This is a genomic window from Henriciella marina DSM 19595, assembly GCF_000376805.1.
In the GTDB taxonomy this organism is placed as follows: Bacteria; Pseudomonadota; Alphaproteobacteria; order Caulobacterales; family Hyphomonadaceae; genus Henriciella; species Henriciella marina.
Map to the genome: position 1 here is coordinate 154,237 of NZ_AQXT01000002.1, position 24,287 is coordinate 178,523.

Here is a 24,287-nt window from a genome sequence, read left to right on the forward strand (position 1 = left end):
AGATTGATGTTGGACCGCCCGTCATGTCTCGTCGGGCTGATTTCGATTGTCATCGCTGGCTAGCACAGCTTCCCCCAGCGCCAAAACCGCTTCGCGCAAGGCGCGGTCTTCGATCCTGGCGACAGAGGCCTGCAGCGCCGCTTTCTCTTCGGCAGTCAGGGGCCGTTTGGCGCGCACAGGCTTCTGAAGCGGCTGGCGGGCAAGTGGTCCCTGCTTGATACGGATTTCGCTGATATCCCCGCCAAGCGCGACAGAGACACGCTGGCGTATAAGCTCGCTCTGATGCTGGATCATGGTGGATGCGGCCGGGATGCACTGAACCGTCAGCACCCGACCCTTGCCCTTGCCACCGGAACCGATTTTTTCTGGCTCACAGACACGGGCGATCTGCGCGCCGACAATCTCACCCCAGAGGAGCTTCAGCTTGCCGATGGCCGGGCCCTTGTCGGGCAGGCGGCTGCGCGTAATTCGCTGGCTGAGCGTGCCAATCGTCTTCGGCGAGGGCGCCACAGGCTTTGCCCGCGCATGGCGAAGGCGTATCCGGGCACGGGCTTCTTCCAGCGGATCGAGGCTTGATCTCATCACCATGATGGAGATTGTGCCCTGCATGGCGAAACGAGAAAAGGCCGATTCTGCGGCTGAGGCGCGCTTTGAGGGTCTGCCAGCCGCGCTTCTGGACTGGTATGGGCGTCACGCGCGCAGCCTGCCATGGCGAATCGGGCCGGGAAAACGCGCCGAAGGCGTTGTGCCGGACCCTTACCGTGTCTGGCTGGCAGAGATCATGCTGCAGCAGACAACGGTGCCCCATGCGGCAGGGTATTTCGAGACTTTCACCCGGACCTGGCCCACCGTTGAGGCGCTGGCAGGCGCTGAAGATAGCGATGTCATGGCGGCCTGGGCGGGGCTTGGCTATTATGCCCGCGCCCGCAACCTCCTGAAATGTGCACGTGAGGTGACCGCGAGAGGTAGCTGGCCACGAACAGAGGCGGGCCTTCGCGATCTACCGGGGATCGGTCCCTATACTGCAGGCGCCGTTGCCGCGCTGGCATTCGGCGAACCTGCCGCCGCCGTTGATGGCAATGTCGACCGCGTTTTCTCGCGCCTCATGGCAACGAAAGGCGACTGGAAGGAGGAGAAACGCCGTATCGCAGAGACGGTGAAGGCAACCGTACCAGGCGACAGGCCCGGGGAGTTTGCCGAAGCTCTGATGGACCTTGGCGCGACGGTATGTACCCCCAAACGGCCCAACTGCCTGATCTGCCCCTTGCGGGATTGGTGCGCGGCTTACGCCGAGGGGACGCCGGATCAATATCCCATCAAGCCAGCAAAAAAGACAAAGCCGGTGCGCTATGGTGAGGTCTATGTCGTCCGCGGCCCGTCCGGTGTGGCGGTGGAGACCCGCCCGCCGCACGGGCTTCTGGGCGGTATGCTCGGCCTGCCCACCACCGCCTGGCTGCAGGACGACAGACCAGAGCGGGCGGCATGGATGACAGGGGGCTCAGAAATCGGCGAGGTAAAACACGTCTTCACGCATTTCGAACTTCGCCTGCTTGTCGTGACCGCAGGCGATACCGCCGCTCTGCCGCAAGGCTATGGGTTCAAGGATGAAGAGACCGTCGGCGCGGCCCTCCCAAGCGCCTTTCGCAAGGCACTGAAGCTCGCCTCATGACGTCTCGCGCGTGCCTGTTCGATAGGCTTCCTCACGCTCGGCCGCCAGTAGGTCGCGCACGGTTTCACCGGCATATCCGAACTCTTCGAGCACGCGTCCAGACAGCTGCAAGGCCGCTTCTATTGCGTCGGGTATGACGTGATTGGCGCCTGCGGCCTCCAGCTGACGGCCGTGCTCGGGGTCGCGCGCCCGGACCAGGATCGGCAGGGCAGGGCGCTTGCGCCGCACGGCCTCGACCATACGCTTTGCGATCGTTGCATTATCCACCGTGATCACAATCATGGAAGCCCCTGCGAGGCCGGCTGCATCCAGCATTTCAGGTCGCCCCGCATCACCGATCGAAATCTGCCATCCACTATCGCGTCCTTGCTGCACAAGGGTCGGGTCGCGTTCGATCACAACGACGTCAGTGTTTGCTTCGGCGAGAACGCGGGCGATGGTGCGGCCAACGCGTCCGAAGCCAGCGACGATCACATGGCCATCACGATCGGTGTAGTCAGTCTCTGACACCGGCTCAGGGGGCTCGCTCGGTCGGGATGTGGTCTGTTTTGCCAGCATCTGGCCTAGGCGCGAGGTGACGGGGATCAACAACATGGAGACACCAGCGATTGCCGTGACGGGCGTCGCTTGCTGCGTGGTCAGCAAGCCAGCCGAGGTGGCGGCCGCCATGACCACGAAGGCGAATTCACCTGCCGGTGCCAGAAGGAAGGCCGCTTCCGTGGCCGCTGGCCTGCTCGCGCCAGCAAGTCTTGTGCTGGTCCAGGCAATCACAAGTTTCAGCGCGATCAGGGCGGCCAGCCCGCCAAGGACGAGCGGTGCCAGTTCGACGAGCACAACAAGGTCAACGCTCATTCCAACGGTCATGAAGAAGATGCCGAGAAGAAGCCCCTTGAATGGATCAAGGTCGACTTCAGCCTGATGACGAAATTCGGTTTCGCCCAACAGGAGCCCCGCAAGAAAGGCGCCGAGGGCCACGGACAGACCTGCCGACGCTGTGATGACCGCCGCGCCGATCACCGTAAAAAGGGTGACCGCCATCAGGAAGTCGCGACCGCCCGCCTCGGCAGCCAGTCTGAAGACCGGCCGAACCGCAAACCGACCGATTGCGATGATCACGACCAGCGCCAGAAGGCCTTCACCGAGAGCCCGGAAAACGTCGCCCAGAATGCTGCCGCCGCTTTCGGCTGACAGAAAGCTGATCAGGATCAGAATGGGCGCGACAAGAATGTCCTGAAAGAGAAGCACACCGAGGGCTGTCTTCCCGGTTGGCCCGGTGGCCCGGTGCTCACTGGTGAGCATCTGCATCACGATGGCCGTCGAAGACAGGGCCAGCGCCAGGCCGATTATCGCTGCGGCGCGGGGATCCATGCCGAACAGCCAAAGGGCGGCGCCAATCGCCGTTGCGCTCGCTGTCGTTTGCAGGACCCCTGCGCCGAAGACAGCCTCCTTCATGCGCCAGAGCTTGGTAAAGGACAGCTCGAGCCCGATCAGGAAGAGCAGGAAGAGAATTCCAAGCTCTGCAAAGGGCTCTGCGGCTTCAGGCTCGCCAACTGTAACGAATTGAACAGGCGCCCAGATATCCTCGAACGTACCGAGGCCATAGGGGCCGAGCACGACGCCAGCGACCAGAAAACCGGCCACGGCGGGCACACGTATCAGTCGCAGCGCCGGCACAATCACACCGGCGGCGAATAGAAAGACGAGCATGTCTTTCAGGAAGATGTCCTGACCCTCATGTCCCATACCCCTGTATCGACACGATCAGAACGGTCAGGGCAAGGCGCAGCCTTCGAACAAGTGCGCTGAGACGGGTATCCGGCCTAGTTCAGATTGTTTTCCTGACGGTAGCGCCTGCGCAGAAGGTCGATGGGCGCAAGATCGCCGCGCGGAGATTCGTAATGCCAGAACGTCCAGCCATTACAGGCCGGCTGCTTCATGACATGGGCGCCAAGCCGGTGGATCGAGCCGGTCGCGTCGCCAGACGAGAGGCTGCCATCGACCCGGATGCGGGCATGGTGGCGCTTCTTTGGCGACCAGAGGCGGTCACCGGGTTTCAGCCAGCCTGTTTCGACAAGCGCGCCAAATGGGACGCGGGGCAGGGCGCGGGCGCTCTTCTGCGTCTCGAGCGCGTCGCCATTGAGCGGGGTGGTTGCTTTGACACGGGCGCGGGACAGGCGGACATAGGCCGGGTCCTGCTCAATGCCGACATAATCGCGGCCGAGCATTTTCGCCGCCGTGGCCGTCGTACCTGTGCCGGAGAACGGGTCGAGGATGACATCACCTGGGTTTGTCGTGGCCAGGATAACGCGCTTCAGCAGCGCTTCGGGCTTCTGCGTTGGGTGCGCTTTCTTGCCCGTCACCGTGTCTTTCAGGCGCTCGGCGCCGGTACAGAGCGGGATCGTCCAGTCAGAGCGCATCTGCTTGTCTTCATTGAAGGCCTTCAGCGCATCGTAATTGAAGGTGACGCGCGACTTCTCGGTCTTGCCAGCCCAGATCAGCGTCTCATGCGCATTCTGGAAACGTGTGCCCTTGAAGTTCGGCATCGGATTGGACTTCAGCCAGATCACGTCATTCTGGATCCAGAACCCGGAATCCTGAAGCACCGTGCCGACGCGGAAGATGTTGTGATAGGAGCCGATGACCCAGATCGCGCCATCATCCTTCAGCACCCGGCGACACTCGGTCAGCCACTGATGGGTGAAAAGGTCATAGGCATCGAAGCTGTCGAACTGGTCCCAGGCATCGTCGACGCCGTCAACATGCGACTGGTCGGGCCGTGTCAGCCCTTCGCCAAGCTGAAGGTTATAGGGCGGGTCTGCGAAGACGAGATCGACAGATTTGTCCGGAAGCCGGGACAGGACGTCGATACACTCGCCTTCGATGATCGTATTGCGGACCAGATCCATACTTGAATGCCCTTTTGTGCGATTCGGTTACAGGCGCGCATCCCGCAGGAATTTGGTTATTCAATCGTTACATCTGGCGCTCACGGCGCAGCAGCAGACGAGAATGATTGTTCCGGCTCCGCAATAAGCCTCTTTTCGGCCTGTGGACAAGTTTGTGGAAATCTCTCTTTAGCCGGGCTCTGGCGGAGGTCAGTAGCGATCAGAGTTCGAGCCGCATCTGCCCGTTTGGCGGCTCTGCTGGCCGGAAGAGATCTGTGCGAAGCCGCGGGCGGCCTTCATCGAGACCGAGCCTTCGGGCCGCTTTCTTGAAGCGCTGTGAAATCAGGCGGGCATGAACGCCGCGTCCCCGGCCACGTTCGAACCAGTTCGCATCATAGTCCTGCCCTCCGCGCATATCGCGCAGCGTGTTGATGACCTTGGCCGCCCTGTCCGGGTAATGCTCCGCCAGCCATTCATGAAAGATATCCTTCAGCTCGAAGGGCAGGCGCAGGACCACATAGCCTGCATTGGTCGCGCCATGCTCAGCGGCGGCTTCCAGCATGTCTTCCATCTCTGGCTCATTCAGCGCGGGTATGATCGGCGCCGTCATCGTGATGACGGGAATACCGGCTTCGGCAAGCGCAGAGATGGTCTGAAGCCGCCGGTATGGCGCTGCGGCGCGCGGCTCCATCAGGCGCGACAGGCGTGGGTCAAGCGATGTCAGGGACACACCAACACGCGCAAGACCTTTCTCCGCCATCGGCGCGATGAGATCGATATCGCGCTGGATCAGGGCCGACTTGGTGAGCAGGGTCACCGGGTGATTGTGCTCTGACAGGATTTCCAGAAAGGTCCGCGTCAGCTTCAGCTGGCGTTCGACTGGTTGATACGCATCGGTGTTCATGCCGAGCGCGATGGGTCTCGGCACATAGGAGGGGCGCGACAGCTCCTTCTTAAGAAGGGCAGGGCCGTCAGGCTTGAAGAAGATGCGGCTCTCGAAATCGAGTCCGGCCGATAGTCCATGATAGGCATGTGTCGGCCGCGCAAAACAATAGACGCAGCCATGCTCACAGCCGCGATAGGGATTGATCGTGCGGTCGAAGGAAATGTCCGGTGAGCGATTATAGGTAATGATGGTGCGCGCGGTCTCGCGGGTCAGGCTCGTCTGAAGACGCCCGGCTGCCTCTTCAACTGTGCCCCAGCCATCATCAAACGCGTCGCGTGTTTCACGCTCGAATCGCCCCGTCTGATTCGAAATAGCGCCGCGTCCACGATGTTCATGGCGCTCAGCCGTGTGCGAGACGTCGAGATTGGTGACGCGGCCCTTGGGGGGAAGTTTCTGGTTCAGTCTCATGGCGTGGAGGAAACCATGAGAAATGGAACAAAACAAGAACAATATGGATAAGCGGAAGCAGCTTCCACAAGCTGTTTCCTATGAGGGGCCTATCCGCGCCTGGTGTCGAAACTTTCCAGGATCGTCCGGAAGTGTTTTGCAAGGCTCGAGGGAAGGAAGAGCGCAATATCCTTGGTGATCGTCATGCCGTCCGGGGCGTCACCATGTGAGGCAGGCACGATCTGAAGCAGCATCGGCGCCTCGTCGAACTCGCGCACCGCCGTGCGTTCGCGATAGATCACGACGACGTTGCGGTGACGGTCATCCTTGCAGATCTGGTCGAATACCTTCTCGACGGCCTTCTGCGGGCCCTCGATCACCTGCATGAAGTTCGTGCCATTGAAGAGCAGGATGCCGGTGACGTCACTCTCCCGGTTATTCGTAATGGCAGACTCCAGGATGTTCTGAAGATCGACTGAAGAAAGCGTCTTGGTGGCGACACTGACATAGGCGAGTTTGAACATGACGGACCCTTCTCATTGGGACGCGACATGGGGCCATCCGTGCCGCCACGTCGATAACTTGCATCAACATTTACGTTCAGATTCAGCGACTGTACTGCTTTTTATACAGTTGCCAGTCGGCCCATGTATCGATGTCGATTAGTTGAGGCAAGAGTGAAACCTTTGCCTGAGATGGCAGGTTACTGCAGACGTCTTCCATTGCGTGCGGGCTGGACCAACGGACCCCTTCGAATACTGATGGGTCGCGCAAACTATGGCTGAGACCAAACAGCCAGAACCCGCCGTCACGCGCCGGGCCAAAGACCGCGCCATCATGCTTCAGATGCTGGATGCAGCGCAGGATCATCGCACGGGTGAGACCGGGTGCGTCTGTGCCGATGAAGATGACCGCCCCATGCGGGGCCTCCTTCATGGCATTGGTCAGCCGCGCGCCAAGTCCGCGTCCGCGCTGTGCCCGCCGCTCAATGTGTGCAGGCCATAATCCGCCAAGGGTCGAACGGATCTCGGACGGTGGATCGACAAGCAGGCGCGTGCGCCAGGCAGGATGCTGCGACTGACGGATCGTGTGCGCCGTCAGCGCGCGCGACATGCGGCGCGCCGTGCCTCGGCCTGCATCCGCCGCAAGCCGTGTCTTCGAGGCGCCGATGCGCGGCGCCTTGGTGAAGATGAGGAGCGTGGGTCTGGTCATCGGGTCTCAGCTCACTCGTGGCTAGCGATAGGCGGCGGCGAGCTTTTCAGGGCTCGCACCCATGAGATAACGTGTAATCAGCCAGGCATTCTTCCAGCTTCTCTTGCGCCAGCCATCCCGCTCATATTTCTCGCCAGACGTTCGCGCCTCAGCCGAGAGCATGACCAGCCTGCGTTTGCCGATCGCCTGAACCAGCCGGACATCCTCCATCAGTGGAATATCCTCATAGCCACTGGTCTCTTCATACAGTGTTCGCGGAATGAGCAGCCCCTGGTCGCCATAGGGCAGACCGAGCATGCGCGCGCGCCAATTGGCCCGGCGGGCAATGTGCTTGGCCATCGGATGGTCTGACCGGAAGGCCAGCGTGAAATAGGCGGCCTTGCCCGGCGCGTCGGCGAGATGATCCCGCACACGCTCTACCCAGTCGCGGGTGAGCGCCGTGTCAGCGTGAAGAAATAACAGCCAGTCACCCTTTGATGCGTCGGCGCCTGCCGCAAGCTGGCGTCCGCGCCCCGGGCCACCTTCGAGAAAGTTCGCGCCTGCTGCGTCAGCCATGTCTGCTGTGGCATCGCTGGAGCCGCCATCGCTGATCCAGACATCTCGAATGAGGCCAGCTTCGGCGCCGGGCATCAGGCTGGCCAGGCAGTTGGGCAGATCGGACGCCGCATTCAGCGTTGGGATCACGACGGAAATGGGCGCTGGCATATCGGTTTCCCGGCAAGGTTCAAAATGTCGCGCGGGTGTGCGCCTCTTACAGCGGAACAGGCCGGGCCAGGCAGCGTTTAAGCAGTGTTCTAATCACGAAGAAAGAGGACCGGTATGTCCACGATTTACGAAACCCTGAAGAAAGACCACGACAAGCACCGCGAGATGCTCGACCTGATTGTGACCACAAGCGGTGACAATGAGATGCGCCGCGACGTCTGGGACAAGTTCTACTACGATGTCAGCGCGCATGCGGCCGCTGAAGAAGAGACCTTCTATTCCAAGCTGATGGCAACAGAGGATGGCCAGCCAGAAGGCCGCCACTCCGTCGCTGAGCACAAAGAGCTAGACGACCTCATGGAAGAGCTCAACGACACCGACATGTCATCGCCGGGCTGGCTCGTGAAATTCAAGCAGCTGAAAGAACGCTACGAGCACCACATGGAAGAAGAAGAAAACGACGTTTTTCCAGTGGCGAAAGAAACAGTCGGTAAGGATGGGAACGAACAAATCGGAGCTGCGTTCAAGAAGCGTAAGGCAGACGAATTCGAGCTTGTCGAGGAAAAAGCCGAAGAGAAGCTCGAAGAGTAGATTAGACAGACTGGACACCCAAGGAAGCTGGACCGCACATCCGGTGGACGTCCATCGAAAAGAGGTTGAAGCGTTCCCTCCCCCTCACGCTTTACCCTCTAAAAAAGCCCCGGAGCGCACTCCTCCCCTCCCACGCGCTCCGGGGTTTTTTAATGCGCGGAAGAAACTTACAGGGCCCGGCGCGTTTAGCTGAGCGCCTCAAATCTCTCCTGTATCTGCAACAAGTCACGCCAGGCGCGGCTCTTCTCTTCTGGCCGCCTTAGCAGGAAGGCTGGATGGAAAATCGGGAAGAGGGGGGCTGAATAGCCGCCCGGTGTCTCGAGCTTCTGTTCCGTCCCGCGCAGTTTCATGATGCCGATCGAGGCCTGAAGCAGCGACTTCGCTGATACGCCTCCAGCCGCGATGATCAGTTTTGGCTGGCCGATCTCGATCATCCGGTCGACAAAGGGGCGGCAGAGTGCGAGCTCCTCGTCAGACGGGTTCCGGTTTCCGGGCGGGCGCCAGTAATTCACATTCGTGATGAACACATTCGTCGCGCGAGAGAGGCCAATCGCGCCCAGCATACGGTCCAGCAATTGCCCGGCCCGCCCCACAAAAGGCAGGCCCTGCTTGTCCTCTTCAGCGCCCGGGCCTTCGCCGATAACCATGACAGGCGCGCCCTCGACCCCATCAAAACATGCCGCATGCCGGGCCGCTTCCTTCAGAAGGCAGCCATCAAACCCTTCAATCGCACTTTTAAGATCACTGAACGAAGCTGCGGCGCGGGACAGGTTTCGGGCCTCCTCGACCCAGTCTTCATGACGCTTTTCTCTCGGAATTGTGCGTGGACGCCGCGCAGGTGACGCAGCGTCCTCCGGGGCTGCGTTGGCTCGCGCAGCCTTTGTCAGGGCACGGATTTCAGCCTCATCAGCCTCCACACCCATTTCCGCCCACCAGTCACGGAGGGCTTCGAGTGCCTGAATCTGCTGTGGTTGAGACATTGAGACCCTTTGGAATTCTGGCAAATCGACTGTAAACCGGACTGTGAGTATGTACAAAGCGGACTATCACAGATGGTCTTAGCCGGGAGAGACAAGATATGAGCGAAGCGGTCGAACGCGAATCCATGGAATTCGATCTCGTGATCGTCGGCGGGGGACCTGCAGGTCTGTCCGCCGCGATCCGGGCCAAACAGCTGGCGAACGAAGCAGGCGAAGAGCTTGAAGTCGTCGTGCTGGAAAAAGGCGGTGAGATCGGCGCGCATATCCTCTCTGGTGTGGTTGTCGACCCATCCGGCCTCGATGCGCTGATCCCTGGCTGGCGAACACGCGATGATGCGCCGCTCAAGACCGAAGTGACAGGCGACAAGTTCATCTGGCTCGGCCCCAAGGGATCGATGGATATTTCCCTGCTGCCAATGCCTGGCTATATGAAGAACCATGGCAACTATACCGGCTCGCTCGCCAATGTGACCCGCTGGCTCGGCCAGGAAGCGGAGAATCTCGGCGTGAACGTGTTCCCGGGTTTTGCGGCTTCCGACATCGTTTATGGCGAAGCCGGTGAAGTGAAGGGCGTCATTGCTGGCGTCATGGGCATTGCCGCCGACGGCAGCCACAAGGCCGACTATGAGCCCGGCATGGAACTGCTCGGCAAATATGTCTTCTTCGCCGAAGGCGCACGCGGCTCTCTTTCAAAGCAACTCATTCAGAAATTCGACCTCTCCAAGGACCGCGATCCGCAGAAATACGGCATCGGCCTGAAAGAGCTCTGGTCCGTACCGGAAGAGAATTTCCAGGAAGGCTACGTTCAGCACACGCTCGGCTGGCCGCTCGACAACAAGACCGGCGGTGGCAGCTTCCTTTATCACTTCCGTGATGGCGGTGAGCCGTTCGTCTCGCTCGGCTTTGTCGTGCACCTCAATTACAAGAACCCGTACATCTCCCCGTATCAGGAGCTGCAGCGCTGGAAGCACCATCCGGACATCCTGAAATTCATTCAGGGCGGCAAGCGCGTAGGCTATGGTGCCCGCGCAATCACCGAAGGCGGCTATCAGTCCCTGCCGAAGCTGACCTTCCCGGGCGGCGCGCTGATCGGCTGTTCGGCCGGTTTCGTCAACGTGCCACGCATCAAGGGCAGCCATAACGCCATCCTGACTGGCATGATGGGCGCAGAAGCTGCTGTCGCCGCGATCAAGGAAGGCCGTCAGGGCGATGAGCTCACGGCCTATCAGGAGGCTTATGAGGTCTCGTCAGTTCGCAAGGAGCTGTTCGCGGTTCGCAATGTGAAGCCGCTTCTCTCCAAGGCCGGAACGGTTCTCGGCACACTGCTCGGCGGTGTCGAGATGTGGACCACGAAACTCCTCGGCGGGTTTTCCTTCTTCGGCACGCTCAGCCACGGCAAATCCGATGCAAACTCGCTGGAGCCTGCCTCCAAGTACAAGCCGATCGACTATCCGCGGCCTGACGGCAAGATCAGCTTCGACAAGCTGACCAATGTCTCCTTCACCAACACGAACCATGCAGAAGACCAGCCGGTCCACCTGATCGTGAAGGATATGGAGCTGCAGAAGAAGTCAGAGCACGATGTCTATGCAGGCCCGTCGCAGCGTTACTGCCCGGCTGGTGTGTATGAGTGGGTCGAAGAAGACGGCAAGGAGCCGCGCTTCCAGATCAATGCGCAGAACTGCATTCACTGCAAGACGTGCGACATCAAGGATCCGAACCAGAACATCAACTGGGTCACGCCTGAAGGCGGCGGCGGTCCGGCCTATCCGAACATGTAGCCCTGCTTGGAGGAGAAGCGCCCGATGAAGAGCTTCGAGTTCAAGCCTGCGCTCCTCAGGGAACGCAATAACTGGACGATCGACAGCGGCATGCTGACGCGAAATGGCGAGCTTTTCTGTAGCCTCGCCAACGTGCAGCATGCCCAGTTTGGTGATCTCAGCGTCAAGCAGACGACCAATGCCTGGCTCGACCTGAATACGGGGACGGCCGGCCATCGTATCGACTGTACTGCACCGCCCGGCGATCCAGATAGAGAGCAGTTCCTGTCGCTCAGCCGCGCAATTCTGGAAGAGCTCTCGCAGATCAAGCCTGAAATGAGCGTGTCGATTGGCGTCGGCGGCGCAGCCCGCTGGTCGCTCTTCCTCATCGGTGTGATCGCAGCCCTGCTCGGGCTCGCCCTGATGGGCTTCTCCGGTGAAGCCAGCCCGGACCTGTTCGTCGTCGCGCTCGGGGCCGGAGGCGCTTTCACGATATTCGGGGCGGTCCTAGCCTGGGCGTTCAGGCCATGGAGTGCCCCGAAAAAGATGATCCCGTCAGACGCGCGCGACCATGTGGCGGCACGCTCGCTGAACAGTAATCCAGCCACCGCTGAGCAGGATGGTGAAGCAGACGAAGATCGCGAAGGGTAGGGCGCCGCCCCCGACCGCGCCGATTGAAGCGCCCGTCGCGCATGCGGCTGCAAGCCCCCACCAGACCAGCGCGACTTCAAATGCCGACCAGCCCGACTTGATAAGCGCTTGGTACGCGTGATCGCGGTGCGCCGTTAACAGACTCTCGCCACGCCGCGCCCGCATGGCAAGTGTCAGAAGCGTATCGACAAGCACCGGCAGCGCCAGCGTTGCAATCGTCCACACAGGCAGCCCGGAGATCAGGGCAAGAGCCGCAAAAAGGCCGCTCACACCGAACGCGCCAACATCTCCGGCATAGAGTTTCCCGCGCATGTTCAGGATCAGAAATCCGGCAATGGCACCGACCGGGGCGATCAGGCCGGGCGGGAAGTGGCCGCTCTCGCCAAGCATCAGGCTTGCGCCAAGACCGGCAAACATGATTGCCAGCGTGCCCATGGCGAGGCCATTACTGCCATCCATGAAGTTCGTGGCATTGGTGAAAACCAGTAGCCAGAGCGCGGACCCGGCCACAAGAATGAGCGGTGTCGCCAGGTCGCCGAACGGGCTGTCGATGGCAGGCGCGGCAACGCCCAGAAGCGGCGCGCCGATACAGACGGCAAGCAGCAGCCCGAGTTTCAAAGTGGCGTTGAGGTCGCTGATATCGTCGGCCGCACCGATTGCAGCGAAGAGAAGGCTCGCCGCTAGGGCCACGGCGACCGACCGTACTCCGCCCGGGAAAAAGTCACCGCCGATCAAAAGCGGCTGGACCGCGTGAAGCACGCCTGCAACCGCCACAATCGCGAAGACCCCGGCCAGCACGCCAACACCGCCCAGTCTCGGCACGGGAGCGCTCTGGAACTTGCGCTGACCATCGGGCACATCGAGCACGCCCCAGCGGCAGGTCAGCCTGCACGTCCAGTAGGAAACGAGTGCGGCCAGCACAAGGATGGCCAATAGGAGAATCAGTTCGCGCATCGGCGGAGTTTAACCGCCTTTCAGCAGTGTGGGAGCTATCCACCAGTTCGGATGGCGTGATTTCAACGCATCCGTTGCAGATACGAGCGCGCTGCGCGTCTCAAAAAGGGCAAAGCAGCTTGCACCAGAGCCTGACATCCGTGACAGGGCGCAGCCGGAAAGCTCAGAGAGCGCGTCGAGAACGTTTCGGATCTCTGGCACCAATTCGATTGCAGGGGCTTCAAGGTCGTTTCTTGAATTGCCGCGCAGCCAGGCGATCATTTCCGGCGGGTGATCAAAGGCTGGCAAATCCAGCGCCGTGATGTCCGATGCGCCTGCCTGCTCATCGAAGGCCTGAAAGACAGGTCCGGTTGGACAGGGCAGGCCCGGATTGACGAGCAGGGTGGGCAGGTCGGGCAGTTTTGGCGTGCGCCTGACAATCTGCCCCTCGCCCTGCATCCGGCAGGCCTGTGCCAGATAGGCGGCTGGCACATCGCCGCCGAGACTCGCAGCCAGCGTCCAGGCGATCTGGTCGGTCAGCGTCCCCAGCTTAACCAGCTGGCGGAGCATGGCGCCTGCATCCGCAGAGCCCCCGCCGAGACCAGCGGCAACCGGGATGTACTTATGAAGGACAATTGCCATCGGCGGCACGCGAAGCCCGCGAGACGCGCAGGCCGAAAGGGTGCGCAGGACAAGGTTATCTGTCGTCGCAAGCTCTGGTGCCGCGAGCGGGCCATCCAGCGTCAGGCTGAGCGCGCTTGCCCGCCGTGCCTCGACCCGGTCGGACGCTTCAGGCCCGGCGAACATGACGAGAGAATCAAGGTCGTGGCGGCCATTGTCCTTGGCCGGCCCGACATGCAGGAAAAGGTTTATCTTGGCCGGGGCCAGCATGGATTAATTGTCCCGGCTTGCGGCCTGCGTTTCCGGACCCGTCAGCATTTTGCGGCGCAGCTTCCGGATCTGCTGCTTATCATCCTGCAGCAGTGTGATCGCGCGCTCCCACTGAAAACGCGCTTCGGTGCGCCGTCCCGTCATCCAGTAGGCATCGCCGAGATGATCGATAATTTCAGCAAGGTCGGGCTCGATCTCTGCAGCAAGCTCCAGATAATAGACGGCCTGATCGAAATCGCCGAGTTTGTAATACCCCCAGCCGAGGCTGTCGGTGATCGCGCCACTGTTTGGCCGCAGCGACAGGGCCTGGCGAATGAGGTCCATGCCGCGCTCAAGGTGAAGCCCGCGGTCCACCCAGCTATAGCCAAGATGGTTGAGGACCTCCGGCGAGGACGGGTTGAGCATCTTGGCCTGAAGCAGGTCTTCTTCAGCTTCCGGCCAGTGACCGAGGCGTTCGCGAAGGGCCCCGCGCGCATAGTAAAGACGCCAGTCGCCGAGGTTTTCGGCCTCATCGGCAGCAATGATCTCATTGAACGCGGACAGCGCGTCCTCGTCGGCTTCGAGGGCACGTAGAAGGTCTGCAATCTGGATTTTCAGATCGCGTTGCGGACCTTCGGTGAGGGTCTGCCGCGCGATGTCGAGTGCTTCCTCGTCGCGCCCTGTGCGATGGAGCGCCCAGGCAAGCTGGCCAATGGCGGTGACATGATAAGGCGAGCTTTCCGGGATCGCCCGCAGCATGGTGATCGCGTCTTCGCTGCGCCCCGAGCGGTCCAGTGCGTCAGCAAAAAGCGCACGTGCGGCCTGCAATTGCGGGTCAAGGCGAAGGGCGATCGAGTAATAGACGCCCGGCAAATCATCGGCTGATTGCGCCGCCAGAGCCGCCGCGGGCACATAGATCGAAAGCGCAGCGCCTTCGCTGGCGCTAAGCCGCACAACGGGTAGCGGCTCGCCTGCCGTCAGACGTTCAAGCGCATCTGAAATCAGCGGATTGTGCCCGGTCTCTTCCAGATAGACCGATAGCGCGCTCAAAGCATGCGCGGTTTCACCCCGGCTGGCGAGCAGGCGCGCATAGCTTTCGGCCGCCGCTGCCGTCAACGTGCCGTTGTCCTCCAGCACGCCAAGCGTCTCCAGTGCTTCGTCATCCTGTTCGGCCGCCACTTCCATCAAGGCGAGCGAGTTCAGCATGATATCGCGCAGGTACGGATCATCGCCTGCCGCATCCATCAGCGTCAGTTCGGCCGTGGCAAGCTCCCCCCGACCAAACAGTGACCAGGCTTCCAGCGAACCAAGGACGAGCGCATAGAACGGGCCGGACGTGTCGCGCTTTGTAAGCCGCGAAACTTGCTCATAATCCTTCGAGGCGATTGCTTCGGCCGCCATCGCAAGCCGTGGAAGGCTCGACTGCTCAAGGAGTTTATCGCCGGCGCTCTCGGACACAGACAGGGCCAGCGGGAAATTATTGGCAAGCAGGGCTGAGAAGACCGCGCGCTCTGTAATGCTGGCGTCGCCGGGCCGGGCCCGCGCCACTTGAGCATACTTTTCAGCGGCTTCTTCGGGGTCATTTGTCAGGGAGGCAAAGCGGGCAATCAGAAAGTCGCTGAAGTCACTGGACTGCGAGGTCGCTTCGGCCTCGGCCTGCGCCACCGCGATCTCATCGGCGGGGCGCTCACTGCCAGAAAGCGAAAACCCGTAGTCTGGCAGAGACGTACAGCCCGACAGGAAGGCTGCCATGGCCGCGAGAGTAGCAGTGAGATGGCGCGCTTTGATCATGACCTCAGTGTGTTTGGGGTATGGTTAAACACCATAACCGGACCGCAGCATTTTTCCTAGGTAAAGATGATCACGCTATCGTCAGACAACAGAGCGTCCAGCGATCAGATGTCCTGACGGTTCACTTCGCTATCATCGCCAAGGGAAACGTCGGGAAGGGGCTGTTCCTCAGGCGGCGGGCCTTGAAGACCGTTTTCCAGCTTGTCGACAAGGTTGCGGCGCGTCTCTTCGCGCGGATAGTCGTCCAGCGCAGCCTGCCATGCCTCGCGTGCATCCTCTTTGCGTCCAAGATGCCAGTAGATATCGCCAAGATGGTCTTCGATTTCCCAATGGGTATTGGGCTCAAGCTTGCGGCGGGCCTGCTCGATATAGCGGCGTGCCCCCTCAAGATCGCCAAGCCGGTAACGGGCCCAGCCATAGCTGTCGCTGATATAGGGGTCGTTTGGCGCAAGCGCGTTTGCCCGCGCCAGAACACGGTAGGCTTCGCTGTACTGATCGGTATTCTCGATCAGGAAATAACCAAGCGTATTCAGCATGTAAGGGTCGTTTGGCCGCCGCAGGGCCTCTGCCCGGATCAGCTCCAGCGCCTCATCGACTTCATCGGCGTCTGCAAGTGCATTGGCCAGCGCCAGGCGCCGGTCGTGCGTGTCGTCCAGTTCACGTGCGGCGCGGGCATGGAAGAGCGCGTTTTCGAACTCGCCGAACTGTGAATAAATGGTTGCGCTGGTCGCGTGCGCATTGGCTTTTTCTGCATCCGAATTCGCAAGCTCCGGCGTGCTCTCGGCAAGCTCTGTGGCGCGCTCGCGGTCATCCAGCAGGGCGAAAATCAGCATGGCGCTCGAATAGGTGCCAAGCTGCTCGTCTTCCTCGGCAAGCTCGATCGCCTTGGAAAGTTCTTCGCGTGACCGGTCAGTTTCGCCCAGCCGGATCAGCGACTGTGCCTTGGCAAGCTGCAGACCTGCCGTCGGCTCGGGCGCAACCTCTGCCACGTGGAGGGCGGCATCGAAGAATGTCTCATCATAAAGGTCGGCGATGACCGACAGGCGCAGGTCTTCATTGTCTGGATCGATCAGCAGGGCGAGCTGGTCGAACGCGGCTTTGGTGTCATCGAAGCCGCTTGCCTGCTGACCTGCAAAGGCGGACCGGATCATGCGCTGATAGGCAAGCGCCAGCGAATAATCCGCAAGCGTGCGAGCAAAGGCGGAATTGGTTTCCAGTGATGTGTCGTCCAGTCCGCGGCCTGTCTCGATCTGCTCTATCGCGGCTTCGAAACTTGCGGCCTGTTCTGGCTCAGCGGCGGCAAGCCGGGCATAGAGCGCCTTGGCTTCGTCCACCCGGCCCAACTGTCGCAGCAGCAAGGCCTGGCGCGATATGACAAGGCGGATGTGGCTGTAGAGAATGGCCTGCGGGTCAAACTCGTGATCGGGCGCCTCGATCTTCGATGGCGTGATGGCAGAATAGACCGCCAGCGCTTCTTCCTCGCGCCCGGCGGCCTCCAGCAGGGCGGCGAGCGACAGGTCACCGGTCAGGCCAGGCAGACGCCCGCCGACGGTGCGATGAATGTCGACCGCTTCATCAAACCGGTTATCCAGTGCGAGATACCAGGCTTTCAGGAACCCGCCGAGCAGGGTCATATCTTCGCTGTCGACGGCGGTTTCAACGAGCTCCAGCGCGCGGTCATAGTCTTCGTCGACGGCGGCATCGAACGATGCAATCGCCGCAGAGAAAGGGATATCGACCCCGTCGCGCTCCATATTATTCTTCATCGCGGCAATGAAAGCGGCCATGTCGCCAGCTTTTACGGCGTCGACAGGCGAGGCATAGGCCAGCAGACCGACAGGGTCGCCGTTCGCATCCAGAACCGCTGTGGCCATTGCCGAATCGGAGACATCATAGACCCCGTCATAGGCTGAAAGCGCGCCCAGAATGGACTGTTTGCGCGCATCAACGGCGGCGCGGTCTTCTTCCGACATCTGGGGCGGCGGTGTCTCTGCGGCCCCTGTTGCGCAACTTGCGAGCGCTGTCGCGAACAGGGCGAAAGCGGAGGTCAGTTGCGATTTCATACGGCGGTCCTTTCGGGGCGTGTCCCCGTTGAAACTATAGTCTGTTGCCTGTCTGTCCAGCGTCCGAACGCGGTGTCGCGGCGGTGTCGCAATGGTGTACGGGCGGTGCCCCAATCGGGCCTTTTCCGGTCAGCTGACGCGGCGTGTGCAGAAATCAGCCAATTCAGACAGCATCGCGCGCCAGGGCGTGTCGGGCAGGCTGGTCAGCGCTGACTTTGCCATGCCGACATAGGCTTCGGCTTCGGCAATTGTCGCTTCGGCGGCCCCGGTCGTGCGGATGAGGTGGATGGCGCGGGCAAGGTCGCTTTCTTCCTGTTTTCCAAGATCGAAAGCGCGGGCCCAGAACACCTGGTCTTCTGCGCGGCCACGCCGGCGGGCGATGATGACCGGCAGGGTAATCTTGCCCTCGCGAAAATCGTCGCCGACGACCTTGCCGATGACGGATGTGTTGCCGCCATAGTCGAGCACATCGTCGACGATCTGGAAGGCGAGGCCGAGATTTTTGCCATAGGCCGCCAGCGCGTCGGCATGGGCATCACCGCCGCCGGAGATGGCCCCTGCGCGCGCGGCCGCTTCGAAGAGGGCCGCCGTTTTGGCTTCGATGATGGCGAGATAGTCTTCGGTTGGCAGGTCCGGCTTGCCTTGTGAGGCGAGCTGGCGAACTTCGCCTTCTGCGATCACGGACGAGGCGTTCGACAGGATTTCGAGGATTTCCAGTGACCCGGTTTCCACCATCAGCGTAAAGGCGCGGGCAAAGAGAAAATCGCCAACCAGGATCGAAGCCGAATTGCCCCAGATCGACTTCGCCGCCGGTTTGCCGCGGCGAAGGTCGCTTTCATCGATGACATCGTCATGCAGCAGGGTTGCGGTGTGGATGAACTCCACCGCGGCCGCCAGCGAGTGGGTCGACGGATTGGCCGACCCGACAGCCTGGGCCGCCGCCAGCGTGATCATCGGGCGAAGCCGCTTGCCGCCCGCAGACACGATGTGCTGCGACATGTCCGGAATGATGTCGACGGGGCTTGCTGCCTTGGCCAGCAGCAGGGCTTCGACGGCGGCAAGATCCTGCTCGAGCAGGCTGCTCAGCCGTTCGACGACGGTTCTGTCGTTCTTGGACTCTCTCGCTGTCGCTGGTGTGGTCACAAAGAATTCCTGCTAAGCTCAATTGACTAGGTCATATGCATACGAATAGGTCCGCGGTCCAGCGATGCGGTACAGGACCGCAGCTCCGGAAGGGACATGTCATGGAAGAAGTGTTCCGCACCAATGACCTCGTCAAGCTAAGCTATATACGTCACCTGCTTTCCGAAGCAGACATCGAGGTTTTCGTGCTCGATGAGCACACCGCGCACATCGATGGACGCGGGCCGCTGGTGCCGATCCGGGTCGTCGTGCACGAGGATGATGCAACAGAGGCACGCCGGGCGCTGAGCGAACTGGACCAGGATGGCTGAAGACGAGGTCACGCAGGATGCCTTCCTGGGCGGGCTTGTCACGGTTTTCCAGCCGCGGCGGGGCTTTCGTGCTGGCACCGACAGCATGCTGCTCGCTGCCGCGCTCGACCCGACAATGACAGGCGATGCCGCAGAATTTGGCTGCGGGGCAGGGGGCGCGCTTCTGCCAGCCGCGCACCGGCTGCAGCATATGCGGTTCACCGGATATGAGCGCGATATCCGGCTTGCAGGACTTGCGCGCCGCGGGGTCGAAGCGAACGGTTTTGAAGACCGCATGTCGATCGAGCTGCAGGACGTTGCAGAGCTTTCAGACGCGCTGGAAAACCGCTTCGACCTCTGCTTTTCCAATCCGCCTTTCTTTCGCGGCGGCTCCATCACCTCCCCTGGTGAGGGCAAGCAGGACGCCTATCTCGAGACCGTGCCCCTGAAGGACTGGATCGGGCGGATGATGCATGTGCTGAAGCCGAAGGGGCGGTTCGTGATGATCCACCGCGCCTCGGAGCTTGCGCGTATCCTGACCCTGATTGAACGGCGCAGCGGTCAGATCGAGGTGCTGCCGGTGCGCTCATGGCCGGGCGCGGACGCAAAGCGGGTCATCGTGCGGGCAAGAAAAGGCCTGCGGTCCGGCCCGATGCGGCTGCTGGCCGGGATCAATATCTATAAGGCAAAGGGCGGCGAGCGGACCGAACTGCTGGAGTCCATCTCACGCTCTGACGCCCTGCTCGACTGGGACTCGCCGCGCCAGTAGAGCAGCCTAGCTTCAGCCTCAGCATGCAGGTTCTCTTCATCTTCCTTCTGATCACCGGCACGCTGGCGGGCCTCGCCATTGGCGCGCTGTCGCATCCGAAATTCCATGCAGCGGTCTTTGGCGGTCCAGCAGGGTCAGCCGACCACCCCGAAAGCCGCTGCTGGTAGCTCCCTTGTACGCTGACTGGCACACCGCCCGACAAGCGGCGCACCAGTTGCGAAATCGCCCATCTGGCGCTAGGCGGATGGCCAGACCTTCCCGGTATCCAATCAGGCTGATCAAGCATGACTGCACCCATTGCCCGCGAGAAACCCGCTTCCTTTCAGGACCTGATCCTGCGCCTGCAAGCCTATTGGGCTGCGCAGGGCTGCGCGATCCTGCAGCCTTATGACATGGAAGTTGGCGCAGGCACGCTGCACCCGGCGACTGTGCTGCGGGCGCTGGGTCCCAAGGACTGGCGCGCGGCCTATGTCCAGCCATCGCGCCGTCCGGCAGATGCGCGCTATGGCGAGAACCCAAACCGGCTTGGCCATTATTACCAGTTTCAGGTCATCCTGAAGCCGAACCCGGCTGACCTGCAGGACCTCTATCTCAACTCGCTCTACGAGATCGGCATCGACCCGACCGTCCACGATATCCGCTTTGTCGAGGATGACTGGGAAAACCCGACCGTGGGCGCCTGGGGCCTTGGCTGGGAAGTCTGGTGCGACGGCATGGAGGTTAGCCAGTACACCTATTTCCAGCAGGTTGGCGGGCTCGACGTGTTTCCGGTTTCAGGCGAGCTGACCTACGGCCTCGAACGTCTCGCCATGTATGTGTTCGGCCTCGACAATGTCTATAATCTGCCCTTCAACGATCCGGCCTCGCAGACGCCGCTTTCATACGGCGATGTGTTCCTGCAGAATGAGATCGAGCAGTCGGCCTTCAACTTCGAGCTTGCCGATGTCGAGATGCTGCAGACCTGGTTCTCAGGTTGCGAGAAACAGTCAAAGACGCTGCGCGATGCTGGAAAGCCGCTGCCCGCCTATGACTATGCGCTGAAAGCCAGCCACGTCTTCAACCTGATCGATGCGCGCGGCGCGATCTCGCCGACCGAGCGGCAGGCCTTCATCGCCCGTGTGCGCGATCTGGCGCGCGGGGCGGCGGAGCTGTGGGCGAAGCAGGAAGAGGAACGGGCGGCGTGAGCGATAGACCTTCCCTCGACGATCAGCAGAACTACTTTGCTCAACATCCGCCAAGAATACTAAGTGGTCTGGAAAAGTTCCTTGTGGATTCAGCCATTGGTCAGGGTGGGCATGGAGAAGCGCTCGGCACGTCATTTGAACTAGGCTGCGTTTGCGGCTCAGCCCGCCTTAAAATTGAGGCTGCGAAAACAGAGTGGAAAGGGGAATCCCTCTTCGTAGTTCCGGTGCGGCTAGAATGCGCTTCATGTCGCAAAGTCGTCGAGTTCTTTGATCCTGAACTGCATGGCTATGACGGCGAGCTCGGTCACAACAAACATTTGAACAACGAAGCCCGTCCCCAATTGAGTAGCGTGGAAACCGTGGACACCTCTCAGTTGGTGGCGTCCTTTTTCTACATGGATGACTTGTTCTGTGACGACTTCCCTGTTGATGGAGCATCGGTTGCTAAAGAAGACTTGTTCAGCTGGTTCGCCTTGTTTGAGAGAAGATGCGACGGAAAAGCGGTGTTGCTGATCGAGGAAGAGTGCGCATGATCGAACGTATTGCTTCAATAGTATTGGTTTCATTGGTCGCGCTGACTGCCTGCTCATCAGGAGAGTCGACGAGTGAGGGCAGCGAAACGCCCGCAAACGAATACCGCCAGAGCGTCGATGAACCGGCCCCTGATGCAGAAAGCGTTGCCGACAAGAACCCGCGCGCGCTGCAGATCGGCGCCATGCACGCGCCTGAAACCGATGCCTATTGCACGTTCACGCAGGCCGCCCACACCTTCACCTATGACGATCCGGCAACCTGGCGCTTTGTCTTCCTGCGCGACATGGGCGGCACCCCGCCGCAAGCGAAAATCAAGATCAATGATGATGTGCTGACCTTCGATCAGGCCGACCTCACCACCGATGATGAGGGGATCGAGACCTGGCGCTATCGCTCCACCAATCGCGGCATCCTCGTTGAGCTGCGCCTGCGCGAGACAGAGACCGGGCCGGAACACACCAATTACGAAGGCACGATGGCGATCATCGAACCAACGAAAACCGAAAGAATGGGCATCAAGGGCAGTTGCGGCGTCTGATAGACGGCGCCTTCGCTTCCCCCTTTACCCTCGCTGGATAAGACACCCGCTTATGGCTGAACTCCTCCTTGAACTCTTTTCCGAAGAAATCCCGGCCCGCATGCAGGCGAAGGCCGAAGGCGACCTGCGCGATGCGCTGACCAAGGGCCTGACCGAGGCCGGCGTCGAGTATGGCGATGTCGTCGCCCTGTCGGGGCCGCGGCGTCTGGCCGTTGCGATTGCCGGTCTGCCGGACAAATCGGCCGATGTGAGCGAAGAGAAAAAGGGCCCGAAGGTCGACGCGCCTGAAAAAGCGATCGAGGGATTCCTGCGCGGGGCAGGCCTCACCTCGATCGATCAGGCGCAAGTGCGGAGCGACCCCAAGAAAGGCGATTTCTATGTCGCCATACGCGAAATCCCGGGCCGTCCGCTGGAAGAGATCATTGCAGGCCTCGTGCCAGATATCGTGCGCGGCTTTCACTGGCCGAAATCGATGCGCTGGGGCCGCGGCGAATTGCGCTGGGTGCGCCCGCTGCAGCGCATCCTCTGCGTCTTCAATGGCAAGACCGTCGACTTCGAGATCGATGGCCTGAAATCCGGCAATCAGACCGAAGGCCACCGCGTTCAGGGACGTGGGCCGTTCAGGATCACATCACTCGAAGACTATCGCCAAATTCTCCAGACAGAGGGCTTCGTTGTCGTCTCGCGCGATGATCGCCGCCTGCTGATCGAGGATCAGGCGCATATGGTCTGCGCGCAAGCCGGGCTGGAGCTGGTTGAGGATCGCGGTCTGCTCGAAGAAGTGACAGGGCTCGCCGAATGGCCGGTCGTCATCCTGGGGGAGATGGACCCGGCCTTCCTGTCGCTGCCGCCTGAAGTCGTGCAGCTGTCGATGCGCACGCACCAGAAATATTTCGCCGTCCGCAACCCGGAGACGGGCGAACTTGCGCCGAACTTCGTCGTTGTCGCCAATATCGAAGCCAGCGATGGCGGCAAGTCGATCGCAGGCGGCAATGCCCGCGTTCTGTCGGCACGTCTCGACGATGCGCGCTTCTTCTGGGACCAGGACAAGAAGACCCCGCTTGAGACGATGGCGAAGAAGCTCGCAACCATCGACTTCAAGAAAGAGCTGGGCACGATTGCCGACAAGGTGGAACGGGTCGCCGCACTGGCGCGAGAGCTCGCGCCAAAGGTCGGCGCTGATTCTGATCTGGCCGAACGTGCCGCGCGCCTTGCCAAGGCAGACCTCGTCTCCGGCATGGTCGGCGAATTCCCTGAGCTTCAGGGCCTGATGGGGCGGTATTATGCTCTCGAACAAGGCCTCAACAGTGGTGTCATCCCGGACGCGCAGCGATCCGGGACCCAGAGCAGCGAAGTCACTGGGTCCCGGACAAGCTCTGACGAGCTTTCCGGGATCACGAATTTGCTGGCAGGGCTGTCTGAGGCGGAGGTGCGCAAGATCGCAGATGCGATCGGCGACCATTACAAGCCGCAGGGGCCATCCGATGCCGTGCCGTCAGAGCCGGTCAGCATCGCGGTCGCACTGGCCGACAAGCTCGACACGCTGGTCGGTTTCTGGGCGATCGATGAAAAGCCGACAGGGTCGAAGGATCCCTTTGCACTGCGCCGCGCAGCGCTGGGTGTTGTGCGGATTGTGCTAGAGAATGCGGTCCGGCTTCCGATGAAGCCAACTTTGAAGGAGCATGCCTACATTCATGCCCGCCGACAGGCGAGCGCATTTATGGAAGCTGATCGATTGGCAGCAGCGGATTTGGCAACAAAGTCAGGTGCAAACGAATTAGTCGATGTCTTCGAAAAAAGCCCACATGGTCAGGAGAGTTCAGGGAGCATCGGAGATCTAGCATTCGGAAACGTGACGCATTCTTCTCCGTTGCTTGAGTTCTTCGCTGATCGCCTGAAACAATACCTTCGCGATCAGGGCGCGCGTCATGACCTGATTGATGCGGTCTTTGCCCTCGGCGAGGATGACCTCGTCCTGATCGTGAAACGGGTTGAGGCGCTAGCCGCTTTCCTTGAGACCGAGGACGGCGCGAATCTGCTGGCCGGCTATAAGCGCGCCGCCAACATCCTGAAAGCCGAAGAGAAGAAGGATGGCGCGCCCATCGAGGGCAAGGTCGATCCATCCCTGTTCGAGCAGGACGAGGAGCGCGCGCTTCATATCGCGATCGAGACGGCCGCCGCCCGCGCCGATGCCGCGCTGAAGGCGGAAGACTTCGAGGCCGCCATGGCCGCGCTCGCGGAACTTCGCGGGCCGGTCGATGCGTTCTTTGACGGCGTGACGGTCAATGCCGATGACGCGAAGCTGAGGGCCAATCGGCTTGCGGTCCTCACATCGATTCGCGCCGCGCTTCACAATGTGGCCGATTTTACGAAGATTTCGGGCTGA

Annotated in this window: 24 protein-coding genes; 11 read left to right on the forward strand and 13 right to left on the reverse strand. The window is 61.0% G+C overall.

The features are described from left to right. Positions 1-21: 21 nt before the first annotated feature. Complete coding sequence (locus F550_RS18285; protein WP_018146613.1) at positions 22-609, reverse strand: DUF721 domain-containing protein; 588 nt, start codon at positions 607-609, stop codon at positions 22-24. Here F550_RS18285 and F550_RS0100785 point away from each other — a divergent pair. After that, positions 608-1,669: an A/G-specific adenine glycosylase gene (locus F550_RS0100785; protein ID WP_018146614.1), complete on the forward strand. Its 1,062-nt coding sequence runs from the start codon at positions 608-610 to the stop codon at positions 1,667-1,669. The two genes, F550_RS18285 and F550_RS0100785, sit on opposite strands and share 2 nt — an antisense overlap. On the opposite strand, the gene F550_RS0100790 is transcribed toward F550_RS0100785, so the two are convergent. From F550_RS0100790 to F550_RS0100815, 6 genes are all read right to left on the reverse strand, one after another. Next, a complete protein-coding gene (locus tag F550_RS0100790; RefSeq protein ID WP_018146615.1) occupies positions 1,664-3,412 on the reverse strand; it encodes a cation:proton antiporter domain-containing protein in 1,749 nt (582 codons plus the stop codon). The genes F550_RS0100785 and F550_RS0100790 overlap by 6 nt on opposite strands. A 77-nt stretch (positions 3,413-3,489) precedes the next feature. Next, entirely contained in the window at positions 3,490-4,575 is a 1,086-nt protein-coding gene (locus tag F550_RS0100795) for a site-specific DNA-methyltransferase (RefSeq protein WP_018146616.1), read from the reverse strand. A 199-nt stretch (positions 4,576-4,774) separates the two neighbouring features. Beyond that, on the reverse strand, positions 4,775-5,908 hold the full coding sequence (locus F550_RS0100800; RefSeq protein ID WP_018146617.1) for a PA0069 family radical SAM protein: 1,134 nt from the start codon (positions 5,906-5,908) through the stop codon (positions 4,775-4,777). A gap of 89 nt (positions 5,909-5,997) precedes the next feature. Then, positions 5,998-6,411: a BLUF domain-containing protein gene (locus tag F550_RS18290; RefSeq protein WP_018146618.1), complete on the reverse strand. Its 414-nt coding sequence runs from the start codon at positions 6,409-6,411 to the stop codon at positions 5,998-6,000. 82 nt (positions 6,412-6,493) lie between these two features. After that, complete coding sequence (locus tag F550_RS0100810) at positions 6,494-7,099, reverse strand: TIGR04282 family arsenosugar biosynthesis glycosyltransferase (protein WP_018146619.1); 606 nt, start codon at positions 7,097-7,099, stop codon at positions 6,494-6,496. A 21-nt stretch (positions 7,100-7,120) separates the two neighbouring features. Further along, complete coding sequence (locus F550_RS0100815) at positions 7,121-7,804, reverse strand: TIGR04283 family arsenosugar biosynthesis glycosyltransferase (protein WP_018146620.1); 684 nt, start codon at positions 7,802-7,804, stop codon at positions 7,121-7,123. A gap of 114 nt (positions 7,805-7,918) precedes the next feature. On the opposite strand from F550_RS0100815, the gene F550_RS0100820 reads away from it, so the two are divergent. Beyond that, positions 7,919-8,395, forward strand: coding sequence for a hemerythrin domain-containing protein (locus F550_RS0100820; RefSeq protein WP_018146621.1), 477 nt, complete (start codon positions 7,919-7,921; stop codon positions 8,393-8,395). Between the two features lie 185 nt (positions 8,396-8,580). Here the strand turns inward: F550_RS0100820 and F550_RS0100825 are convergent, their stop codons facing one another. Then, the gene (locus tag F550_RS0100825) at positions 8,581-9,375 is read right to left on the reverse strand and encodes a uracil-DNA glycosylase (protein WP_018146622.1); all 795 of its coding nucleotides are present in this window, start codon (positions 9,373-9,375) and stop codon (positions 8,581-8,583) included. A gap of 98 nt (positions 9,376-9,473) precedes the next feature. Between F550_RS0100825 and F550_RS0100830 the strand changes: the two genes are divergently transcribed. Together F550_RS0100830 and F550_RS0100835 are read left to right on the forward strand one after the other, a co-directional pair. Then, positions 9,474-11,156 (forward strand): electron transfer flavoprotein-ubiquinone oxidoreductase, encoded by a 1,683-nt coding sequence (locus F550_RS0100830; RefSeq protein WP_018146623.1) that lies wholly within the window; start codon positions 9,474-9,476, stop codon positions 11,154-11,156. Between the two features lie 24 nt (positions 11,157-11,180). After that, complete coding sequence (locus F550_RS0100835; protein WP_018146624.1) at positions 11,181-11,786, forward strand: hypothetical protein; 606 nt, start codon at positions 11,181-11,183, stop codon at positions 11,784-11,786. Here the strand turns inward: F550_RS0100835 and F550_RS0100840 are convergent. From F550_RS0100840 to F550_RS0100860, 5 genes are all read right to left on the reverse strand, one after another. Continuing rightward, positions 11,691-12,740, reverse strand: coding sequence for a glycosyltransferase family 4 protein (locus F550_RS0100840; protein WP_018146625.1), 1,050 nt, complete (start codon positions 12,738-12,740; stop codon positions 11,691-11,693). The genes F550_RS0100835 and F550_RS0100840 overlap by 96 nt on opposite strands. Positions 12,741-12,749: 9 nt before the next feature. Further along, positions 12,750-13,610: a 4-(cytidine 5'-diphospho)-2-C-methyl-D-erythritol kinase gene (locus tag F550_RS0100845; RefSeq protein ID WP_018146626.1), complete on the reverse strand. Its 861-nt coding sequence runs from the start codon at positions 13,608-13,610 to the stop codon at positions 12,750-12,752. Between the two features lie 3 nt (positions 13,611-13,613). Next, positions 13,614-15,380, reverse strand: a complete 1,767-nt coding sequence (locus tag F550_RS0100850) for a tetratricopeptide repeat protein (RefSeq protein WP_083910884.1) — start codon at positions 15,378-15,380, stop codon at positions 13,614-13,616. Between the two features lie 104 nt (positions 15,381-15,484). Continuing rightward, entirely contained in the window at positions 15,485-17,443 is a 1,959-nt protein-coding gene (locus F550_RS0100855) for a tetratricopeptide repeat protein (RefSeq protein WP_018146628.1), read from the reverse strand. A gap of 129 nt (positions 17,444-17,572) precedes the next feature. Then, complete coding sequence (locus F550_RS0100860; protein WP_018146629.1) at positions 17,573-18,586, reverse strand: polyprenyl synthetase family protein; 1,014 nt, start codon at positions 18,584-18,586, stop codon at positions 17,573-17,575. Between the two features lie 101 nt (positions 18,587-18,687). Here F550_RS0100860 and F550_RS0100865 point away from each other — a divergent pair, with 101 nt between their 5' ends. The 7 genes from F550_RS0100865 to glyS all read left to right on the forward strand — a co-directional run bounded on the left by F550_RS0100865 (position 18,688) and on the right by glyS (position 24,287). After that, a complete protein-coding gene (locus F550_RS0100865) occupies positions 18,688-18,897 on the forward strand; it encodes a putative signal transducing protein (RefSeq protein ID WP_018146630.1) in 210 nt (69 codons plus the stop codon). After that, complete coding sequence (locus F550_RS16465) at positions 18,890-19,645, forward strand: tRNA1(Val) (adenine(37)-N6)-methyltransferase (RefSeq protein ID WP_018146631.1); 756 nt, start codon at positions 18,890-18,892, stop codon at positions 19,643-19,645. Before F550_RS0100865 ends, F550_RS16465 begins: the two co-directional genes overlap by 8 nt. A gap of 23 nt (positions 19,646-19,668) precedes the next feature. Beyond that, a complete protein-coding gene (locus F550_RS19050) occupies positions 19,669-19,812 on the forward strand; it encodes a hypothetical protein (protein WP_018146632.1) in 144 nt (47 codons plus the stop codon). 117 nt (positions 19,813-19,929) lie between these two features. Beyond that, positions 19,930-20,829: a glycine--tRNA ligase subunit alpha gene (locus F550_RS0100880; protein ID WP_018146633.1), complete on the forward strand. Its 900-nt coding sequence runs from the start codon at positions 19,930-19,932 to the stop codon at positions 20,827-20,829. Then, positions 20,826-21,362, forward strand: a complete 537-nt coding sequence (locus F550_RS0100885) for a hypothetical protein (RefSeq protein WP_018146634.1) — start codon at positions 20,826-20,828, stop codon at positions 21,360-21,362. The genes F550_RS0100880 and F550_RS0100885 overlap by 4 nt, the downstream gene beginning before the upstream one ends. Continuing rightward, positions 21,359-21,901 carry a hypothetical protein gene (locus tag F550_RS0100890; protein ID WP_018146635.1) on the forward strand — a complete coding sequence of 181 codons (543 nt, stop codon included), beginning with the start codon at positions 21,359-21,361 and terminating at the stop codon, positions 21,899-21,901. Before F550_RS0100885 ends, F550_RS0100890 begins: the two co-directional genes overlap by 4 nt. A gap of 52 nt (positions 21,902-21,953) precedes the next feature. After that, complete coding sequence (gene glyS / locus F550_RS0100895; RefSeq protein WP_018146636.1) at positions 21,954-24,287, forward strand: glycine--tRNA ligase subunit beta; 2,334 nt, start codon at positions 21,954-21,956, stop codon at positions 24,285-24,287.

Bases quoted from the DNA above. Each gene is read 5' to 3' on its own strand.
- F550_RS0100785 (WP_018146614.1), top strand. From the start codon at position 608: ATGGCGAAACGAGAAAAGGCCGATTCTGCGGCTGAGGCGCGCTTTGAG.
- F550_RS18285 (WP_018146613.1), bottom strand. From the start codon at position 609: ATGCAGGGCACAATCTCCATCATGGTGATGAGATCAAGCCTCGATCCG.
- F550_RS0100790 (WP_018146615.1), bottom strand. From the start codon at position 3,412: ATGGGACATGAGGGTCAGGACATCTTCCTGAAAGACATGCTCGTCTTT.
- F550_RS0100795 (WP_018146616.1), bottom strand. From the start codon at position 4,575: ATGGATCTGGTCCGCAATACGATCATCGAAGGCGAGTGTATCGACGTC.
- F550_RS0100800 (WP_018146617.1), bottom strand. From the start codon at position 5,908: ATGAGACTGAACCAGAAACTTCCCCCCAAGGGCCGCGTCACCAATCTC.
- F550_RS18290 (WP_018146618.1), bottom strand. From the start codon at position 6,411: ATGTTCAAACTCGCCTATGTCAGTGTCGCCACCAAGACGCTTTCTTCA.
- F550_RS0100810 (WP_018146619.1), bottom strand. From the start codon at position 7,099: ATGACCAGACCCACGCTCCTCATCTTCACCAAGGCGCCGCGCATCGGC.
- F550_RS0100815 (WP_018146620.1), bottom strand. From the start codon at position 7,804: ATGCCAGCGCCCATTTCCGTCGTGATCCCAACGCTGAATGCGGCGTCC.
- F550_RS0100820 (WP_018146621.1), top strand. From the start codon at position 7,919: ATGTCCACGATTTACGAAACCCTGAAGAAAGACCACGACAAGCACCGC.
- F550_RS0100825 (WP_018146622.1), bottom strand. From the start codon at position 9,375: ATGTCTCAACCACAGCAGATTCAGGCACTCGAAGCCCTCCGTGACTGG.
- F550_RS0100830 (WP_018146623.1), top strand. From the start codon at position 9,474: ATGAGCGAAGCGGTCGAACGCGAATCCATGGAATTCGATCTCGTGATC.
- F550_RS0100835 (WP_018146624.1), top strand. From the start codon at position 11,181: ATGAAGAGCTTCGAGTTCAAGCCTGCGCTCCTCAGGGAACGCAATAAC.
- F550_RS0100840 (WP_018146625.1), bottom strand. From the start codon at position 12,740: ATGCGCGAACTGATTCTCCTATTGGCCATCCTTGTGCTGGCCGCACTC.
- F550_RS0100845 (WP_018146626.1), bottom strand. From the start codon at position 13,610: ATGCTGGCCCCGGCCAAGATAAACCTTTTCCTGCATGTCGGGCCGGCC.
- F550_RS0100850 (WP_083910884.1), bottom strand. From the start codon at position 15,380: ATGATCAAAGCGCGCCATCTCACTGCTACTCTCGCGGCCATGGCAGCC.
- F550_RS0100855 (WP_018146628.1), bottom strand. From the start codon at position 17,443: ATGAAATCGCAACTGACCTCCGCTTTCGCCCTGTTCGCGACAGCGCTC.
- F550_RS0100865 (WP_018146630.1), top strand. From the start codon at position 18,688: ATGGAAGAAGTGTTCCGCACCAATGACCTCGTCAAGCTAAGCTATATA.
- F550_RS16465 (WP_018146631.1), top strand. From the start codon at position 18,890: ATGGCTGAAGACGAGGTCACGCAGGATGCCTTCCTGGGCGGGCTTGTC.
- F550_RS19050 (WP_018146632.1), top strand. From the start codon at position 19,669: ATGCAGGTTCTCTTCATCTTCCTTCTGATCACCGGCACGCTGGCGGGC.
- F550_RS0100880 (WP_018146633.1), top strand. From the start codon at position 19,930: ATGACTGCACCCATTGCCCGCGAGAAACCCGCTTCCTTTCAGGACCTG.
- F550_RS0100890 (WP_018146635.1), top strand. From the start codon at position 21,359: ATGATCGAACGTATTGCTTCAATAGTATTGGTTTCATTGGTCGCGCTG.
- glyS (WP_018146636.1), top strand. From the start codon at position 21,954: ATGGCTGAACTCCTCCTTGAACTCTTTTCCGAAGAAATCCCGGCCCGC.